Raw genomic sequence first — 16,903 nt, forward strand, 5'->3', positions numbered from 1 at the left:
GACGCTGCTGATGGCGGGCTGCGGCGGCCGCAAAACCGAGGAACTGCTCGGCAGCGCGGTCATGTCCGCGCCGGTGACGGAAATCGCGGGCAACCACTCGATCTTCATTGCCACGACCCGCAAGCCCTCCGACGATCCAAACAAGGTTTTCGACGGCGAACGCTCGGCGACGCTGAACTACGCCCGGGTCAACGTCACCGTTCCCGGTCTCCACCAGACGGGCCAGATCGAGCGGCGCTCGCGCGGCAAATCGAACGATCCGGCCAAGTATTTCATGGCTTCCGAAGTCGTCGGCTACGACACGCAGCCGAAATTCGCCAGCGCGATCAGCGCCGACATTGCGGCACGCGGCGGCCGCGTCATGGTCTTCGTCCACGGCTACAACACCGGCTTCGACGATGCCGTCTATCGCTTGACCCAGATCGTCCACGATTCCGGTTATCCGGGAACGCCGGTGCTGTTCTCGTGGGCCTCGGGAGCCAAGACCACCGACTATGTCTATGACAAGGAAAGTGCCAGTGCCGCCCGGGACCAGCTCGAAGTGACGTTGCGCATGCTGGCGCAGAGCGGCGCGCGGCGCATCGACATCGTCGCCCATTCGATGGGAACCTGGGTGACGATGGAGACACTGCGTCAGCTCGCCATCACCGGCGACCGCGACCTCGGCGGTAAGCTCGGCGATGTGGTGCTCGCCTCTCCCGACATCGACGTCGATGTGTTCAAGAGCCAGATGCGCCGCTATGGCAAGCCCGACAAGCCGTTCATCCTGCTGTTGTCGGATGACGATCGCGCGCTGAGACTGTCCGGCCTGATCGCCGGCTCGCGCCCACGCGTCGGCGACTACAAGGATGCCGCCGACCTTGCCTCCTATGGCGTGACGGTCGTCGATCTCTCCAAGGTCAAGGGCAGCGACAGCTTCAACCACACGAAATTCGCCGACAATCCGGCACTGGTGAAGATGATCGGCCAGCGGCTGCGCGAGGACGATGGTTTCGCCAGCGACCGGGACGTGACCGACCGCATCAGCCTGCTTGGACAGTAAATGCGGCGCAGCGGATTTCGCCGTGCCTGTTCAGCATCGCCGAACGATTGGCCCACTTTGAACTGGACCGCGCCCGCCTCTGGCCTTATCGGAGTATCGATCGACGTCATGCGTTTGACGTCCCCCTATGCGGGAGCCGACGCGTGGCCTTGCGCTTGAAGAGTTTAGGTGTCGTCGCGGTCGCGCTGCTGGTCGCTGGCTGCGCCGGAAACACGCATGATCTGCTCAACAAGACGACGGTCACCGTACCGGCATCCGACATTGCGGCCACCCATGAGATATTTGTCGCCACCACCCGCCAGAAAGCGGTGAAGGACCCGCGACAGGTCTTCGACGGTGACCGTTCCCTGACCACCAGTTTCGCGCGGGTCGATGTCACGGTTCCGAAGAGCCATCAGGTCGGTAACATCGAGCGCGCCAAGGGTTCCGCCAACAGCAATCCGACCAAGGATTTTGCGGCCACGGATGTCACCTTCTACGAAGGCGCGCCGCAATTCGCCAAGGCGGTCGGCGCCGACATCGCCATGCGCGGCGACCGGGCGCTGGTTTTCGTGCATGGCTTCAACAATGGTTTCGACGACGGCATCTACCGGCTGACGCAGATCGCCCACGACACCAAATATCCGGGCACGCCGGTGCTGTTCTCATGGGCGTCGAGCGCCAAGACGACGGGCTACATCTACGACAAGGACAGTTCCACCGCCGCCCGTGACGATCTCGAGGCAACACTCAGGATGCTCGCCAAGACGCGCGTCAAGAGCATCGACATCATCGCCCATTCGATGGGAACCTGGCTGACGATGGAGGCGCTGCGCCAACTTGCCATTACCGGCGACCGCGATCTCGGCGGCAAGCTGGGTTATGTCATCCTTGCCTCACCGGACATTGATGTCGACGTGTTCAAGAAGCAGATGATCCGTTATGGCAAACCCGACAAGCCGTTCGCCGTGCTGCTTTCGGGCGACGACCGGGCGCTCAAATTGTCCTCGTTCATCTCCGGCGACAAACCGCGCGTCGGCGACTATGGCGATGCGGCCGATCTCGCCTCCTATGGCGTGTCGGTGGTCGATCTGACCAAAACGAAAGGCGGTGACGGCGGCCTCAACCACGCGAAGTTCGCCGACAACCCGTTCCTAGTGCAATTGCTGGGCGACCGGCTGCGCACGCCGGCCGGGCTCGCCGCGGACGAGAATCCGGCACAGCTCGCCAATATCGGCCAGGGCCTGGGAAAGGTCGTCGGCTCCGCCGCAGAAGTCATCATCACGACGCCGTTCAAGGTGCTGACCATCGCCACCGGCGGCTGAGCAGCCACGAGCGGACGACTGGTCTCAGACGAACAGATCGACTTTCTGGAACGTCGTCACGTCGATCAGCCCGACGTCGGAAATCCTGAGCTCGGGAATGACGACCAGCGCCAGCAGCGAGTGCTGCATGTAGGCGTTGTTCAGAGAACAGCCCATCTCGCGCATCGCCTCGGTCAGTTTCTCAGCCTTGGCGGCGACGATCTCGGCCCGCTCGTCGGACATCAGCCCGGCGATCGGCATTTCGACCAGCGCCAGTTCCTTGCCCCTGGAGAACAGCACGACGCCGCCGCCGACTTCACCCAGCCGGTTCACGGCCAGCGCCATGTCCTGCTTGTTGGTGCCAACACAAATGATGTGATGGGCGTCATGGGCGACGCTGGAGGCCATGGCGCAGTCGGCCATGTAACCGAAACCGGAGACGAAGGCATTGGTGACGCCACCCGTGCCCCTGTGTCGCTCGACCAGCGCGATCTGGCAGACATCGTTGCGGCGATCCATCGCGACCAGCCCATCCTCGACCGGCAGATCGGCCTCCAGCGCCCGCGTGGGTGCCTGGTTCTCGATGACGCCGATCACCCGCACCCGCACTTCGTTGGCGCCCTTGGGTGCCGCGATATCGAAATCATCGGCCTTGAGTTTCTTGCCCAAATTGACGGTGTTCTTCGCCGTCTCCGGATAGTCGTAGGCCGGGATATCGATGTCGAGCTTGCCGCCCTTGGCTAGCCTGACGCCGCGCGCATAGACCTCGTCGATGCTCATTGCGGTGAGATCGGAAACGACCAGCAGGTCGGCCAACCGCCCCGGCGCGATCGAACCGATCTCGCGTTCCAGTTTGAAATGCTGAGCGGTGTTGAGCGTTGCCATCTGGATCGCGGTCACCGGCTTCAGCCCCTGTTGGATGGCGTGGCGCACCACTCGGTCCATGTGGCCTTCCTGGACAAGCGTGCCGGAGTGGCTGTCGTCGGTGCACAGGATGAAATTGCGCGGATCGATGCCGCTCTCCGTCACCGCCTTGATCTGGGAAGCAACGTCATACCAGGCCGAGCCCAGCCGCAGCATCGCCTTCATGCCCTGGCGCACGCGGGCGATGGCGTCCTCGGCACGNTCATACCAGGCCGAGCCCAGCCGCAGCATCGCCTTCATGCCCTGGCGCACGCGGGCGATGGCGTCCTCGGCACGTGTGCCTTCGTGATCGTCCTCGGGTCCGCCGGCGACATAGCCGTGGAACGGCAAGCCAAGGTCGCGCGAGGCATAGTGGCCGCCAACCGTCTTGCCTGCACGAACCGTCGCGGCGATCTCGCCCGACATGACAGGATCATTGGCGGCGACGCCTGGAAAATTCATCACCTCGCCAAGTCCGATGATGTTGTCCCAAGTCATTGCCTCGGCAACGTCGGCAACGGTCAGCTCGGCGCCGGCATGCTCCAGCCCCGGTGCCGACGGCACGCAGGACGGCATCTGAACATGCACGTTAATGGGCAGGGCCACAGCCTCGTCATGCATCAGCCGCACGCCTGGCAGGCCCAGCACATTGGCGATCTCGTGCGGATCGATGAACATCGAGGTGGTGCCGTGCGGGATGACGGCGCGGCAGAATTCGGTGACCGTCACCATGCCGCTCTCGACATGCATGTGCGCGTCGCATAGGCCGGGCACGAGGTAGCGCCCGCCGGCGTCGGCCACCTTGGTGCCCTGCCCGATCGTGTGGCTGGCATTCGGCCCGCAATAGGCGAAGCGGCCGCCTGATATGGCGATGTCGGTGCCGGCGATGATCTCGCCCGAATGGACGTTCACCCAGCGCCCATTGCGGATCACCAGATCGGCGGGTTTGCGGCCCATCGCGACGTCGACCAGATCGGTCGCCATTTCGGTCCACGGTTTGGGTTTTGTCGCGCGGACAAGCGGCTTCCTGATCATCAAAGGCTCCTGTTTGTCCGACTGTGCCAAGCCGACGGCGTTTTGGCCAGCGAGGAAGAATGGATTTGCCTGGAGATTGCCGGATTACTCGGATTTCACGTCGACTTCGACCTTGGCGTCGCCGGCTGAAATCCGCTCGGCGATACGCTCGACCTCGCCCGGCTTGAATGTGCCGCTGACCATGATCTCGCCGCCGCGTATCGGCTCCACGATGCGCGGCGACATCATCACGGCGCCGTCGATGCTGAGATCGACAATCTTGCCGACATTTGCCCCCGTAAACCTGGCAAAGGCTTTGCCGCTGTCGGGAGTGAGTTTCAGGCTAAGCATGGCCTGCCCCGAGACAGAATCGGGAACGGCCACGGCTCTGGCAATGATGAGCGTCAATGGTTCGGCCACCGCGGTCTGACCGACCAGCACCGTCGCGACGGCCGCGACCAAGCGGAACAAGATGCGCATGGAGGATCCTCTCACGATGGCGGTCTGTTTCGCACGAGGCGCGCGCCACCGCAATCGCGGCGGGACGCTACCCGCCAACGCCTCGAGACCCGCGAGGACGCTAAACACCTTTGCAGAAATCCGATTCCGTTTTGCCGCAAATCCGGTTAGGCTCCGAGCAAGATCTTTGACTCTTCTCGGTGAGTTCGATGCATCGCCTGATGGTCGCGAGTGCCGGTCTTCTTGCCCTGTCCGTGCCGGCATTTGCCGCCGACGCGACATTCGATGTGCCGATGACCGCGCCTGGGTTCGACTGGACCGGCTACTATGCGGGCCTGCAGGCAGGATATGGCTGGGGCCGCTCCGAGATCACCACGACGGAAGGCGCGCCATTTTCCATCACGCCGGACGTCGACGGCGGGTTCGTCGGCGGCCATGTCGCAGGCCTCTGGCAGTTCGATCAGGCAGTGCTGGGCGCCGAGGCGGACCTCAACTATTCCTCGGTCGACGGCACGGCGCAATCGGGCCTGGGAGATACATTCGGCGCCGACATCAAGTGGTTCGGGTCGGTCAACGCCAAGGCCGGCTTCGCCATGGACCGCCTGCTGGTCTATGGCATCGGCGGCATCGCCTTTGCCGGCATCGAGACGTCGCAGAGCTCGGGGCCAGGGTTTGACAACACCGGCACAAATGTCGGCTGGACCGTCGGCGCAGGAGTCGACTACGCGCTGACCGACAAGTTCGTCGTCGGCGCGCAATATCGCTACTATGACTTCGGCTCAGAGAACCACGAGGCGCCAGCCCCCTTCAACGATCGCGATCAGAGCGTGAAACTGAACACGGTCGGCATCAATCTCAGCTACAAATTCTGAACGTAGTTCCCGGATGACTTCTGAACGTAGTCCTTGGGTGACGTTTATGGCCCTGGCTTACAACGGCCGCGGTTATCTGCTGGAAGGGGACGGCCGGCGCCCCCAAGTGGGCGGGGGGATGGGTTGGCCTGAGAGGCGCCGGCCTTAGGCGGATCAGATCCGCCACGCAGATATTTACCGATGTCCGCGGCGCGGATAATTCCGCGATCGCGCCAGTATCGTTATGCCACCTCCTCTGGGTTGCGCGTTCGGCCACAGTAGGACACGACTTGACGGGCTGTGGCATCTGAAGACGGCTGGCCTGCGGACGTGGTGGAATTGGGAAGACGCAAGGGACTTAAAAATGTCCCACGCGTCCACTGCAACGTTTTGAGTTGTTTACCTTGGCAGCCTACCTTGCCTCTGCACTTCCTGAGTTGCGACGGTTTTCAACCTCAGTTTTTGCCGTGCCAACTCTAGACATCCTAGATTGCCGTCGTGCCGTGATGCGTTCGATCTCATGGGTAGCATGGTGCGGGCGGCGGGACTTGAACCCGCATGGCCGAGGCCTCCGGATTTTAAGTCCGGTGTGTATACCAATTTCACCACGCCCGCAGTGCCCGCACATGTACGCGTGGTACGGGATTTTGCAAAGAGCATGGGGGCGTGCTGGCGCACTTGATTGTCCGGGTCATTGAGCGGGAGGCCTCGCCGAAAAACAGACTTAAAGTCCCCGATCTCTGATCGTGCGGGTTCGGTTCCCGTTGTCCGCGCCAGAAAGGTCTTCAAATTTGTTTGGATTTTCTCTGTTGAACCGCAGCAACGTCATTTAGCCGGCGTGGCCACTGCGGATCACTGCTGTAACTCGGACAGCGCCCTCTCCATCGGGGCCATTGAAATCTGGATCGGGCCGGAAAAAGCCACGTCCATGTCGAAGATCAGGTAGATCGCCCCAGCAACCAAAGCCGCCGATGCCGCGTAGGTCGAAATGGTGATCGTATTGCGTGGCGCCCTGAAGCCGAAGCTGGCGAAGATCAGCACCAGCCAGGTAACCAGGAGCGTGATCAGAGGCACCGGGATCGTGCCCTCCGACTGCTCGATCAGCACCCAGCGCAACTCCAGCACTTTCTGCAAATGCTGGCGGGCGTCCTGCACAACGAAGCCATGCGCATCGTCGGCCGGCGCCAGCGCACTCAGCCGGGTGCCGACTTCCGCCAGCAACTGCTCAGAGAGTCGGTTGGCGGCGATCAGCGTCTCGCCGGTGGGCGAAGAATCGCCCGCCACGCGCTGCACATAGACGACCAGCGGCTGGCGTACCGTGTCGGTTTGCGGGCCATATTGGCGCAAGGTCCTGTCGAGAAGAATCAATTCGGTCGCATAGGCGTGCACGTTGCGGTCGATCGATTCGAAGGTGTTCCTGGCCGAGTTGATCATCAGGCCGAGCATCAGCGAGGTCATGACCCCGAACAGGTTCGCGGCGTGCCGAACCACGGTGTTCGTGTCGTCGTCACGATGTTTGGCCGGCAATTTTGGCCATATCGCCGTGCTGGCGAGCGCGGCCACCGTCAGGCATAGGAAGATTACCATTGCGATGAAAGCTTCGCGCATGCCGCTCATTCCGATTGGCAATGGAGGTCGTCAGTTGATGACCGCCATTACGATTCCGGCGCGTCCTTGCGCCCTGCCGAACGCCTGCCGCAGGCGCGGGTTGACGCGCACCGCATCGCGGCCGGCCGAGATGGTTCTGTCGACCTGTTCGGGCGTCAGCCTAAGCCGGGTCGGAATAGCGTTCAGCGCGGTCAGATCGGCCGGGGGCAGATCGCCAAACGAGACCAATTCCACCGCCATCCTCACGTCGCGGCAGTCCCAGCCGGCAAGGCTGCCGCGGTAGCGCGCCACCGTGACTGTCGGGAGGCCGCAGCGATACCTGACCAGCTTCTGGCGCCACAGCCGGAACGCCAACTTCAGGGCATCGAATTCATCACGCACCGAGGACGATATCGAGGTTCCCGTGGTAGCATCGATCATGTCGACCAGACCTGGGCCCTGCTTGACCTCGACCCACTTCGGTTCGGTCCGTCGCCCGGCGTCCGCCACGATCATGATCAGGGTGCGCATCCTGATCGCCGCTTGTGGCGACAGCGGACTGTGGGCGTCCTCTGCGGTGTCGATCGATTCGGCGAAGCCGACCACGGCGATATTGTCGGTCAGACCGCCATCTAGGAGCTTGATATAGTTGACGCGGTCGTTGTTCTGATAGGAGTCCATGGCCCGGGCCGCCGCTTTGACCCGCACCGGCGCTTCAGAATCCTGCAGCCCATGCTTGATCCAGGCCGGCTGCTTGTAGTTGCATTTGGTTTGCGGCGTGGTCGTCGAGATGACCATAGGGGCGAATACCAGCGGAAACGCGGCTGAGGCCGCCACTGCATCAGCGATGCGCAGCCTGTCGAGATCGCTGCAAATCGCCGCGAACCGGTCATATGTGAAGCCGAAGGCGGTTGCGTTGTAGATATCGGAAGCATGGATCCAGACAAGCGGCGCTCCGGGGCGCTTGAAGGCGCTATAGGTGGCGCCGTCGAAAAGGTTTCTATTCAGCCAGGCGGCAAAGGTGCCGCGGTCGTTGACGCCACCACGCCAAAGCCGCGCCAGATTGGCCGGCGCGAGCCTTGCCGTATGCAACGAACTCTCGGCATTCTGGATCAGGAAGCGCTCTCGCAGGTCACGGTAGCCGTGGCCCTTGTAGCCGAGATAAGCAGCCGTCACTGCCCCGCCCGAAACACCACCGACGACACGCACATCATCGATCAGCGTATGGGCACGCCGGCCACTGTCGATGGTCACGTCGTCGAGCGCCCTCAGCACGCCATAAGCGAAGGCGGCGGCGCGCGTCCCGCCACCGGAGAACGACAGAGCGACCACGGTCGAGCCGTCGTCGGCAGCATCCGGGATGAACGCCGGCGAGCCCGGCCCGACCTGTGTCAAATGGGTGTTGATCGGCTCGACATCGTTTGTCGCGCAACCGCTCAATAATGAGCCTGCCAAAGCCAGCCAAGCCAGACGCCGACGCATCGAGGCCCCCAGAGCCTTCGATCTCGACGACGGGTGTGTCATTCGACGTAAGTCACCGCACCCGTTGGTAAATCATAGATTGCCGCGACTATCTTCAGCTTCCCCGCCTTGATGAGGCCGGCCAGCACCTTGCTCGAGGCGGCCAGGCGCCTCGCGGTCCTCCGCGCGCTTTCCTTGGCGGTGTTGTCGACGAAATCACCCGCTTCGCTCCGCACTGCTATCGCCGCGGGCAGGATCGGTTCGATCATGGGGCCGATCGCACCAGGATAGGTCGCGTTCTTGGTCACCACGTCGCACGCCGCCTTGACGGCGCCGCAGTTTGTGTGCGCCAGAACGACGATCAAGGGCGAACCAAGCACCGCTGCCCCGTACTCGACCGTACCGAGCGTGGCAGTGTCGACGAGGTTGCCAGCATTCCGGGCGACGAACAGTTCTCCAACGCCGTGACCGCCGAAGATCAGTTCAGGCGGAACGCGACTGTCGGCGCAACTGATGATCGTGGCCCAGGGCGCCTGGTGTGCGGCGACAGCATTCCGCTGCGCGGCAAGGTCTATCGAGCAGAGTTCCGGGTGACTGACGTAGCTTTCGTTGCCGGATTTCAGTGCGGCGAGCGCTTCATCGGGGCTCAGCGAGGTCACGGCACCTTGGGCCGCGCGCGCCGACCATGTGGCGCCACCAACGCCGAACGCAACGAGCCCCGCGGCGACTTTGAGGAAATCTCTCCGGTCGACCGCTGTACCATCACAGGTGCTGCACATTCTTAATTCCCCGCCCTAGTCCCCAAGGCATAATATGCGCTTGCTCTAATATGTAGGCAAGCGATTGGTGACAAAGTCAGGATTTATGCGATGAGGCCGGGATGCGATACAACGAAAGCCACCCCAACGCAGTGCTGGGTGTGCGCTCATATCAATCGGCTTACCGCCTATTAGGTGACCTTAAGCGAGAAATTGCTGTGGATCTGGATGCCCAGTCGCTCGCCTTTTCTCCAGCGCACTTCCGCTCGATAATTCGCACCGTCCAAAGGCACGCGCAGCCGGAAGGTATTTGGCACTTCAACCCCCGCAGCGACACGCAGCTCGGCGCCGTGCTCATGCTGGTTTCTGACGGCGCAGCCTATTTCGCCATTCTGCGTGATTATGAACGCCTCCTTCAAAACCACCTCGCGTAAGTGCGTCCGACGCTCTACTAGAGGTTCAGAAGGTTTATCGGTCATGGCAAGCCGCCTCCGATGAGCGAAATGCTACCAGACCAAGGTCTGCAGCTCAGGACGCAAAGGTCTGATTTTTTCGCTTAATTCCTGTATCTGTCCCTTTGTACGCTCGGCACATTAGTAAATCGTGAAATATATACTCTATGGTCGTCGCCAAAATTGTCACCTGACGGTGAGACAGAAACGGCCGAAAATGGGATGGGGAAGCCAGGTATGTTCATCGATTTCTACGAAATGCTGGAAATCAGTCCGAATGCCAATTCGGAAACAATAGAACGCATTTTTCGTCATTTTGCCATGCGCTACCACCCCGACAACCAAGTCACCGGCAACGAGTCACGCTTCAGCGATATTCTTGAGGCTCACAACACGCTCAAGGATCCGGTCAAGCGTGCGCAGTACGACATTCAGTACAAGGCCCATTTGAACCACCGGGCCGAGCTGACCGATGAGGCGAGCAATACAAAGGGCTTCGATCGAGATTCCGTCATTCAAGCTAAAGTGCTGTCACTGCTGTATGTAAAACGCCGACAGGACGTCAACCATCCCGGTATTGGCGACGAAGAACTCGAACGAATGTCAGGCTGTCCGCAAGAGCACCTCGAGTTTCACCTCTGGTATCTGAAAGCGAAGGACTGGATAGCCAGGACGGAAAACGGCACGTTCGCCATCACCGTCGAAGGCGTCGATCGCGTTAATTCCGAACATCATCGTGACGCGGCCACCACCCGACTGTTGGGTCACGCGAGCTGAATTGAGATCGCTCGGTCTCTGATCAAGCCGTCACTGGGTTCAGCTTCAAATGCTGGATCAGGATGATGGTCTTGGCGTCGACAATGCGGCCATCGGCGATGCCGGCCAGCGCTTCGTCGAGCGGCATTTCCAGGACCTCGATGTCCTCGCCCTCCTCCGGAGCGCCGCCGCCGGCCGAGATGCGGTCGGCGGGCGAGTAGCGCGCGACGAAGAACCAGAGCCGCTCGGTGACGCTGCCTGGGCTCATATAGGGCGAGAACAGCCGCTCGATGTCCTTCAACCGGTAACCCAGTTCTTCCTCGGCTTCCTTGCGGATGGCGGTTTCCGGATCGTTTTCGTCCAGCAGGCCGGCGCAGGCCTCGATCAGCGGCTCGCGGTGGCCGGTGACGTAAGCGGGATAGCGGAATTGTCGCACCAGAAGCACGGTCGAGCGCTGCGGGTCATAGGGCAGGATCACCGCGCCGTCGCCGCGATCATAGGTCTGGCGGACCTGCGTCTCCCATTGGCCGTCGCGCCGGCGATAGTCGAGCACGGTCTTTTTCAGGACCGCCCAGTCGTCGGAGAGAACCTCTTCCGAGCGGATACGAACGCGGTCTTCCATATGACACCTCGATGCTGGCTGGCGGACGCAGGCGTAGCCGCGAACCGGAACAGGCGCAATCGGGCCAGCGATTGGTCCAGCGCGCTTCACCGTCTCGTGTGTGGTATGGACGGGTGCCGTCGCCTAGATAGCGCATTCCCCTTCTCGGAGTTTTCCATGACGACATCGCTTTTCCAGCCGATCACCCTTGATGGGCTCACCTTCCCCAACCGCATCGCCGTGGCGCCGATGTGCCAGTATTCCGCCGAGGACGGCTCGGCCAGCGACTGGCATCTCTACCACTGGATGAACCTTGCCATGTCCGGTGCCGGCATGGTCACGGTGGAGATGACCGATGTCGAGCGGCGCGGACGCATCAGCCATGGCTGTCTCGGCCTCTACTCCGAAGACAATGAAGCCGCCGCGCGACGCGCGCTGGATGCGGCCAAGCGCGTGGCCGCACCCGGCACCAAATTCGGCACGCAGCTGGCGCATGCCGGCCGCAAGGCCTCGAACCGCAAACCCTGGGAAGGCGGCGGCCCGTTGCAGCCAAACGAGGATCCCTGGCAGACCGTCTCGGCCTCGGCCATCGCCTACGACACCGGCTGGAACGTGCCGCGCGCCCTGGACGACGAGGAAATCCTGCAGCTCGTCGAGCGGTTCGCGGACGCCGCAAGGCGGGCCGACCGTGCCGGCTTCGACTTCATCGAACTGCATGCGGCGCATGGCTACCTCATCTTCCAGTTCCTGTCGCCGCTGTCCAACCAGCGCACGGATCGCTGGGGTGGCTCGCTGGAAAACCGGATGCGTCTCGTCGTCGAGATCGCCAGGGCGGTGAAGAAAGCCGCACCGAAACTGATGCTCGGCGCACGGCTGTCGGTGAAGGACTGGGTCGATGGCGGCTTTGACGTCGCGGACGCGGTCGAGGTGGCGAAAGCGCTGAAGGCCGAAGGCGTCGCCTATCTCTGCTGCTCGAGCGGCGGCAATTCGCCATTGCAGAAATTGCCCACCGGCCCCGGCTATCAGGTGCATCTGGCCGAAGCCGTGCGCAAGGGCGCGGGCATCCCGACCCGGGCGGTCGGCCTGATCGACGACCCGAAACAGGCCGAGGCTGTTATCGCGGAGGGTCGCGCCGACATGGTGGCCCTGGCGCGAGCCTTCCTCGCCGATCCGCGCTGGGGATGGCGTGCGGCCGCCACGTTCAGCGAAAAGATTCATCCGGCGCCGCAACTCGCCCGCTCGGTGACGACGATGGAACATTGGATGAAGGCCGCCGGCTGATCGCCCATTCTCCCGGTACCGGCGCGCTGCCCAAGGGCGTCGCGACCTTTGGGCGCAGGCCGAAGGCCACTTTTGCAACCAAATTGGCTGCTTTGCGTTGCGGCCATGATGATGGACAACAAACCCTTTGAAACGCCGGTCGTGGTCGAGCTTGGCCATGTCGGCAAATATCGCCATATCCGCTCGACCCAGGAGGCGGCCGAGTGCCTGATGACGGTGTGGCCGCTCAATCGCGGGCCTCGTCATCGTGATGCCCTCGACACTTGCCTCAAAGTGCTGGAAGGTTATCGTTCGACAGCGGAGGCGCGCCGGGCACTGATCGAGGCCGCCAGGGAATCGGAAGTGCTGGTGCCCGACGACAAGCTGCCCGACGACCGGCTGCCCGACGACCGGCTGCCCGACGACCGGCTGCCCGATGACCGGCTGCATTGAGCAGGCGGACCTTTAACTGGAGGTTTAGATGGCGAAGCTGACTTACAAGATCGTCGAGCATGACGGTGGCTGGGCCTACAAGGTCGGTGCGACCTTCTCGGAGACATTTCCCACCCATCAGGATGCATTGCGCGCCGCCGAGATCGCTTCGGCCGAACAACAGGTGGCGGGTTCCACAGATGGCATCCAGTACGAGGACGCCGAGGGCAAATGGCACGAGGAACTGGCCGACGGTCGCGATCGGCCTCAGACTGAAATCTCGGATTGATCCAGCCCTCCGCCAGCCGCGGACGCCAGGAGAGACGGCGTCCCGCGGCAGGCAATACGCGGCTGGCCTATTTATTTACCGCAATACTGATCGTTGACGTTGCCCTGCGCGTTCGCATCAGGGCCTGGCGTGCTTGAGGCACAAGGTCCGGCCGGGCCGGGATTGCCAAGAGTGCTCAATCGGGAGCCGTCGGCGTTGATGCTGCCAGTGGTGCTCTGGTCGACGGCAGAGGAATCCTCATTGCCGAACAGCCACCAATAGTGATGGTTGGAATAGGTAGCGTCCGACGATTGGGCCATCGCCGATGTGGCGAGACCGATGGTCAGGAAGGATGCTGCGAAAAGTTTCCTGTACATTGATTTTTCTCCGTATCTTGATCTTGGCCGCCTTGGGATGCGACACGGCGTAAACCTGACCGTCAGCCGCGTGGTTCCCTGAAATTCTCGTGAAGTGGCGGTGATGCCGGGTTGGCAAAGCGTGTGCCGCCATGCGCTCGAAGGATGTGACCTGTTCGGGCGCGATGGTTTGCGGCATGTGGCCAAGGCCGCCGACCACCTCGGCCTTCGTCGCTCTCCGGGACCGAGGATAATCTGGAAGGGCTTGTTCCCACCCTGCTCAAGCGCGCCGGGTACTGCAATGCAGGTGATATCGTTCGCCTTTGGACGGCCATTGCCGCCGCCCATCCGCCGCGCTATTTCAGGCGACCCGTCCTTCCGGAGCCTTCCATGCCTGAAATCGTCACTGCCGCCATGCTCGTCATCGGCGATGAGATTCTGTCCGGCCGCACCAAGGACAAGAACATCGGCCATCTCGCCGATATCATGACGGCAATTGGCATCGACCTGAAGGAGGTGCGCATTGTTCCCGACGAGGAAGACGAGATCGTCGCGGCGGTGAATGCCGTGCGCGCACGCTATACCTATGTCTTCACCACCGGCGGCATCGGCCCGACGCATGACGACATCACAGCCGATTCGATCGCCAAGGCATTCGGTGTGCCTTGCGAATACGATGCCAAGGCCTATGCCCTGCTGGAGGCGAGCTATGCCGCGCGCGGCATCGAATACACGGAGGCGCGCAAGCGCATGGCGCGGATGCCTCGCGGCGCCGACCATATCGACAACCCGGTGTCCGTGGCGCCCGGATTCCGCATTGGCAACGTCCATGTCATGGCCGGCGTGCCCTCCATCTTCCAGGCCATGCTCGACAAGGTCGTGCCGACCTTGAGAGCCGGCACCAAAATGCTGTCGGCCACGGTGCACTGTCCGTTCGGCGAGGGCCTTGTCGGCGGGCCATTGGGCGAGATCCAGAAAGCCCATCCGGATACGATCATCGGCTCCTATCCCAAATATGGCGACGGCAAGTTCTGGACCGAACTGGTCGTTCGTGCCCGCAGCGCGGAGGCGCTTGAAGCCGCGCGCGCCGATGTCGAGGCCTTGGTGGCAGGCTTCGCGGCTAAGGCGAGCTGATCCGCTGCAAACCGGAACCAAGAACGACGCTACAACGTTTCCCTGCCGCGGGCTCGCCACTCGCGGGATTGAGGGGTCATCATGCGTTTCAAGACCATCATTGCCATTCTGCAGAACGAGCAGGACGCCGAGCGGGTGCTCGACTGCGCCATTCCGCTTGCCAGCCGCTTCGAGAGCCATCTGATCGGCATCCATGCCGAGGCGCTCCCGGTGCCCTACACGTCGGCGACGGGCTTTCCCGATACGGAATTCCTGCAGGTGTCCGCCGACATGAACCGGGAGCGGGCCGACAAACTCGAGGCTGTCTTCGTGAAGCGGATCGAGGATTCCGGCCTTTCCTTCGAATGGCGCAGCCTGGAGAGCTTCTCCGGCGACAGCGCACTGACCGGCATTTCAAGCGTGCGCGCCGCCGATCTCATCATCGCCGCCCAACGCGAGACCGGCGGCGATCCGAGCGCGGACGTCGATACGCTTGTCTACGACGCTGGCCGGCCGGTGCTGGTGGTGCCGAGTGCGGGCCCGCTGGTCACCACCTTCAAACGGGTGCTGCTTGCCTGGAACGGCAGCAAGGAGGCCGCGCGCGCCGCCTTCGATGCCTTGCCTTTCATCATCGAGGCCGAGAAAACCGACATACTGGTCATCGATCCGCCCGATTCGCTCGACGAACGCCCGGAGGCCGCGGGCGCCGAAATCGCGTCGGCCCTGTCGCGCCACGGCGCCACCGTCAGCGTCTCGGTGCAGAAATCGGGCGGCACCTCGGTCGACGACATGATCCAGAACAGGATCACCGAGACCGGCGCCGATCTGCTGGTGCTTGGCGCCTACAGCCACTCCTGGCTGCGCCAGCTGCTGTTCGGCGGGGTAACACGCACGGTGCTGCGCTCGGCACAGGTCGCGGCCTTCCTGTCGCGATAAGTCCACAGCGATTGCTACGGGCCGCCCTTGCCAAGTCCGGGGGTTTCCAGTTAATTCCGCGCGCATTCCCTGTTTCTTGCACGCGGCCGCCGCGTGCCGTGGAGTGCGCGAGACATGTCCCTTCCCGAAAAAGCCTTCCCGGTCTCCTGGGATCAGTTCCATCGAGACGCGCGCGCACTTGCCTGGCGGCTTGCCGGCACCAGCAAAGGTCAGTGGAAGGCTATCGTCTGCATCACGCGTGGTGGCCTGGTCCCGGCGGCGATCATTTCGCGCGAACTCGGCATCCGCGTGATCGAGACGGTCTGTGTCGCCTCTTATCACGACTACACCAGCCAAGGGCAGTTGCAGGTGCTGAAGGAGATCACGCCGGCCTTGCTGGCCGACGATGGCGCCGGCGTGCTGATCGTCGACGACCTGACCGACACCGGCAAGACCGCCGGCATCGTGCGGGCAATGATGCCGAAGGCCCATTTCGCGACCGTCTACGCCAAACCGAAAGGCCGGCCGCTGGTCGATACGTTCGTCACCGAGGTCAGCCAGGACACCTGGATCTATTTTCCCTGGGACATGGGTTTCACCTATCAGAAGCCGATCGCCGACGATCACGCCGGCTGATTCGCGGCAAGCTGCTTTTTTCCAATCAAGCCGGTGCCGAACGGGCAATATTTGCTTGCGCGGAGGGCCCCGCCGCCAAGGTATCCTGTGAAATCGACCGTTGTTGGCGGCAATCAGCCAGCGTGACCGAAGTTTTTACTTTTATTGGTCACAATTAGCCGTAAGATTCATGAGACGGCAAACGATTCTGGAGGCTGGGGCTAGCTTCTCCGATGTTGACACGGCCAACGACGCACAATCACCTTGCTGAAAGGGTCAGGCGACTCTTCGGCACGGCGCCGTGCCGTCTGCAGGTTGCCGCCCTGCCCTGGCGCGATGTCGGGAATGGCGTCGAGGTCATGTTGATCACCAGCCGTGATACTGGCCGCTGGGTGCTCCCAAAAGGCTGGCCGGAAGCTAGGGAGCCGCTCTGCGAAGCGGCCGCCCGGGAGGCCGCCGAGGAAGCCGGCTTGCGCGGAAACATCTCTCATCTCGAAGCCGGTCGTTATTTCTATGCCAAGGTACTGGCTTCGGGCGATGAAGTGCCTTGCGAGGTTCTGGTGTTCCCACTGCACGTCGAAAAGGTCGCGGACCGCTGGAAGGAAAAGCACTCCCGCACCCGCAAATGGGTCAGTTCCAGCGAGGCCGTGCGCATGCTCAATGAACCCGACCTTTGCCAGATCATTGCCTATTTCTGTGCCGACCCACGCAGGTTCTCCTGATCGACGCCTTTCGCGTGTATCGCGGCGGACGCACAACCTTGTGCCGCAAGGGTTT

Annotated in this window: 19 protein-coding genes and 1 tRNA gene; 12 read left to right on the forward strand and 8 right to left on the reverse strand. The window is 62.4% G+C overall.

Annotated elements, in window-relative coordinates:
* Window positions 1-10: 10 nt before the first annotated feature.
* Window positions 11-1,042, forward strand: a complete 1,032-nt coding sequence (locus X742_RS151260) for an alpha/beta hydrolase (RefSeq protein ID WP_156939408.1) — start codon at window positions 11-13, stop codon at window positions 1,040-1,042.
* 143 nt (window positions 1,043-1,185) lie between these two features.
* On the forward strand, window positions 1,186-2,346 hold the full coding sequence (locus X742_RS151255) for an alpha/beta hydrolase (protein ID WP_023773112.1): 1,161 nt from the start codon (window positions 1,186-1,188) through the stop codon (window positions 2,344-2,346).
* A gap of 24 nt (window positions 2,347-2,370) precedes the next feature.
* Here X742_RS151255 and X742_RS151250 read toward each other — a convergent pair whose 3' ends face one another.
* Both X742_RS151250 and X742_RS151245 read right to left on the reverse strand, forming a co-directional pair.
* Entirely contained in the window at window positions 2,371-4,263 is a 1,893-nt protein-coding gene (locus tag X742_RS151250; RefSeq protein ID WP_023773113.1) for an adenine deaminase, read from the reverse strand.
* Between the two features lie 84 nt (window positions 4,264-4,347).
* Window positions 4,348-4,722, reverse strand: a complete 375-nt coding sequence (locus X742_RS151245) for a hypothetical protein (protein ID WP_023773114.1) — start codon at window positions 4,720-4,722, stop codon at window positions 4,348-4,350.
* Between the two features lie 188 nt (window positions 4,723-4,910).
* Here X742_RS151245 and X742_RS151240 point away from each other — a divergent pair, with 188 nt between their 5' ends.
* Window positions 4,911-5,573 (forward strand): outer membrane protein, encoded by a 663-nt coding sequence (locus X742_RS151240; protein ID WP_023773115.1) that lies wholly within the window; start codon window positions 4,911-4,913, stop codon window positions 5,571-5,573.
* A gap of 509 nt (window positions 5,574-6,082) precedes the next feature.
* Here X742_RS151240 and X742_RS151235 read toward each other — a convergent pair.
* The 4 genes from X742_RS151235 to X742_RS151220 form a co-directional block, all read right to left on the reverse strand.
* Window positions 6,083-6,167 (reverse strand) — tRNA-Leu (locus X742_RS151235).
* A 237-nt stretch (window positions 6,168-6,404) separates the two neighbouring features.
* On the reverse strand, window positions 6,405-7,160 hold the full coding sequence (locus tag X742_RS151230) for a DUF4239 domain-containing protein (protein ID WP_023773116.1): 756 nt from the start codon (window positions 7,158-7,160) through the stop codon (window positions 6,405-6,407).
* 30 nt (window positions 7,161-7,190) lie between these two features.
* Entirely contained in the window at window positions 7,191-8,621 is a 1,431-nt protein-coding gene (locus X742_RS151225) for a patatin-like phospholipase family protein (RefSeq protein ID WP_023773117.1), read from the reverse strand.
* A gap of 38 nt (window positions 8,622-8,659) precedes the next feature.
* The gene (locus tag X742_RS151220; protein WP_023773118.1) at window positions 8,660-9,379 is read right to left on the reverse strand and encodes a carbonic anhydrase; all 720 of its coding nucleotides are present in this window, start codon (window positions 9,377-9,379) and stop codon (window positions 8,660-8,662) included.
* A gap of 101 nt (window positions 9,380-9,480) precedes the next feature.
* On the opposite strand from X742_RS151220, the gene X742_RS1000000176740 reads away from it, so the two are divergent.
* Both X742_RS1000000176740 and X742_RS151215 read left to right on the forward strand, forming a co-directional pair.
* Window positions 9,481-9,792, forward strand: coding sequence for a hypothetical protein (locus X742_RS1000000176740; protein WP_023773119.1), 312 nt, complete (start codon window positions 9,481-9,483; stop codon window positions 9,790-9,792).
* 255 nt (window positions 9,793-10,047) lie between these two features.
* Window positions 10,048-10,587, forward strand: a complete 540-nt coding sequence (locus X742_RS151215; RefSeq protein WP_023773120.1) for a J domain-containing protein — start codon at window positions 10,048-10,050, stop codon at window positions 10,585-10,587.
* A gap of 22 nt (window positions 10,588-10,609) precedes the next feature.
* On the opposite strand, the gene X742_RS151210 is transcribed toward X742_RS151215, so the two are convergent.
* Entirely contained in the window at window positions 10,610-11,188 is a 579-nt protein-coding gene (locus tag X742_RS151210) for an NUDIX domain-containing protein (RefSeq protein WP_023773121.1), read from the reverse strand.
* A gap of 156 nt (window positions 11,189-11,344) precedes the next feature.
* Here X742_RS151210 and X742_RS151205 point away from each other — a divergent pair, with 156 nt between their 5' ends.
* From X742_RS151205 to X742_RS151200, 3 genes are all read left to right on the forward strand, one after another.
* On the forward strand, window positions 11,345-12,448 hold the full coding sequence (locus X742_RS151205; RefSeq protein ID WP_023773122.1) for an NADH:flavin oxidoreductase/NADH oxidase: 1,104 nt from the start codon (window positions 11,345-11,347) through the stop codon (window positions 12,446-12,448).
* Between the two features lie 108 nt (window positions 12,449-12,556).
* The gene (locus X742_RS0137310; protein WP_051407654.1) at window positions 12,557-12,880 is read left to right on the forward strand and encodes a DUF982 domain-containing protein; all 324 of its coding nucleotides are present in this window, start codon (window positions 12,557-12,559) and stop codon (window positions 12,878-12,880) included.
* Between the two features lie 28 nt (window positions 12,881-12,908).
* Window positions 12,909-13,148 carry a DUF2188 domain-containing protein gene (locus tag X742_RS151200; RefSeq protein WP_015318080.1) on the forward strand — a complete coding sequence of 80 codons (240 nt, stop codon included), beginning with the start codon at window positions 12,909-12,911 and terminating at the stop codon, window positions 13,146-13,148.
* Window positions 13,149-13,219: 71 nt separating this feature from the next.
* Here the strand turns inward: X742_RS151200 and X742_RS151195 are convergent, their stop codons facing one another.
* Window positions 13,220-13,504 (reverse strand): hypothetical protein, encoded by a 285-nt coding sequence (locus X742_RS151195; RefSeq protein ID WP_023773124.1) that lies wholly within the window; start codon window positions 13,502-13,504, stop codon window positions 13,220-13,222.
* Between the two features lie 369 nt (window positions 13,505-13,873).
* On the opposite strand from X742_RS151195, the gene X742_RS151190 reads away from it, so the two are divergent.
* The 4 genes from X742_RS151190 (at window position 13,874) to X742_RS151175 (ending at window position 16,848) form a co-directional block, all read left to right on the forward strand.
* Window positions 13,874-14,617 carry a competence/damage-inducible protein A gene (locus X742_RS151190; RefSeq protein ID WP_023773125.1) on the forward strand — a complete coding sequence of 248 codons (744 nt, stop codon included), beginning with the start codon at window positions 13,874-13,876 and terminating at the stop codon, window positions 14,615-14,617.
* An 81-nt stretch (window positions 14,618-14,698) separates the two neighbouring features.
* Window positions 14,699-15,532: a universal stress protein gene (locus X742_RS151185; RefSeq protein WP_023773126.1), complete on the forward strand. Its 834-nt coding sequence runs from the start codon at window positions 14,699-14,701 to the stop codon at window positions 15,530-15,532.
* A gap of 114 nt (window positions 15,533-15,646) precedes the next feature.
* A complete protein-coding gene (gpt, locus tag X742_RS151180) occupies window positions 15,647-16,147 on the forward strand; it encodes a xanthine phosphoribosyltransferase (protein WP_015318084.1) in 501 nt (166 codons plus the stop codon).
* A gap of 212 nt (window positions 16,148-16,359) precedes the next feature.
* A complete protein-coding gene (locus tag X742_RS151175; RefSeq protein WP_023773127.1) occupies window positions 16,360-16,848 on the forward strand; it encodes an NUDIX hydrolase in 489 nt (162 codons plus the stop codon).
* Window positions 16,849-16,903: the final 55 nt, after the last annotated feature.

This window comes from Mesorhizobium sp. LNHC229A00 (assembly GCF_000502415.1).
GTDB lineage: Bacteria > Pseudomonadota > Alphaproteobacteria > Rhizobiales > Rhizobiaceae > Mesorhizobium.

Bases quoted from the DNA above. Each gene is read 5' to 3' on its own strand.
- X742_RS151200 (WP_015318080.1), top strand. From the start codon at position 12,909: ATGGCGAAGCTGACTTACAAGATCGTCGAGCATGACGGTGGCTGGGCC.
- X742_RS151175 (WP_023773127.1), top strand. From the start codon at position 16,360: ATGTTGACACGGCCAACGACGCACAATCACCTTGCTGAAAGGGTCAGG.
- X742_RS151195 (WP_023773124.1), bottom strand. From the start codon at position 13,504: ATGTACAGGAAACTTTTCGCAGCATCCTTCCTGACCATCGGTCTCGCC.
- X742_RS151260 (WP_156939408.1), top strand. From the start codon at position 11: ATGGCGGGCTGCGGCGGCCGCAAAACCGAGGAACTGCTCGGCAGCGCG.
- X742_RS151240 (WP_023773115.1), top strand. From the start codon at position 4,911: ATGCATCGCCTGATGGTCGCGAGTGCCGGTCTTCTTGCCCTGTCCGTG.
- X742_RS151225 (WP_023773117.1), bottom strand. From the start codon at position 8,621: ATGCGTCGGCGTCTGGCTTGGCTGGCTTTGGCAGGCTCATTATTGAGC.
- X742_RS0137310 (WP_051407654.1), top strand. From the start codon at position 12,557: ATGATGGACAACAAACCCTTTGAAACGCCGGTCGTGGTCGAGCTTGGC.
- gpt (WP_015318084.1), top strand. From the start codon at position 15,647: ATGTCCCTTCCCGAAAAAGCCTTCCCGGTCTCCTGGGATCAGTTCCAT.
- X742_RS151190 (WP_023773125.1), top strand. From the start codon at position 13,874: ATGCCTGAAATCGTCACTGCCGCCATGCTCGTCATCGGCGATGAGATT.
- X742_RS151230 (WP_023773116.1), bottom strand. From the start codon at position 7,160: ATGCGCGAAGCTTTCATCGCAATGGTAATCTTCCTATGCCTGACGGTG.
- X742_RS151220 (WP_023773118.1), bottom strand. From the start codon at position 9,379: ATGTGCAGCACCTGTGATGGTACAGCGGTCGACCGGAGAGATTTCCTC.
- X742_RS1000000176740 (WP_023773119.1), top strand. From the start codon at position 9,481: ATGCGATACAACGAAAGCCACCCCAACGCAGTGCTGGGTGTGCGCTCA.
- X742_RS151245 (WP_023773114.1), bottom strand. From the start codon at position 4,722: ATGCGCATCTTGTTCCGCTTGGTCGCGGCCGTCGCGACGGTGCTGGTC.
- X742_RS151205 (WP_023773122.1), top strand. From the start codon at position 11,345: ATGACGACATCGCTTTTCCAGCCGATCACCCTTGATGGGCTCACCTTC.
- X742_RS151215 (WP_023773120.1), top strand. From the start codon at position 10,048: ATGTTCATCGATTTCTACGAAATGCTGGAAATCAGTCCGAATGCCAAT.
- X742_RS151210 (WP_023773121.1), bottom strand. From the start codon at position 11,188: ATGGAAGACCGCGTTCGTATCCGCTCGGAAGAGGTTCTCTCCGACGAC.
- X742_RS151185 (WP_023773126.1), top strand. From the start codon at position 14,699: ATGCGTTTCAAGACCATCATTGCCATTCTGCAGAACGAGCAGGACGCC.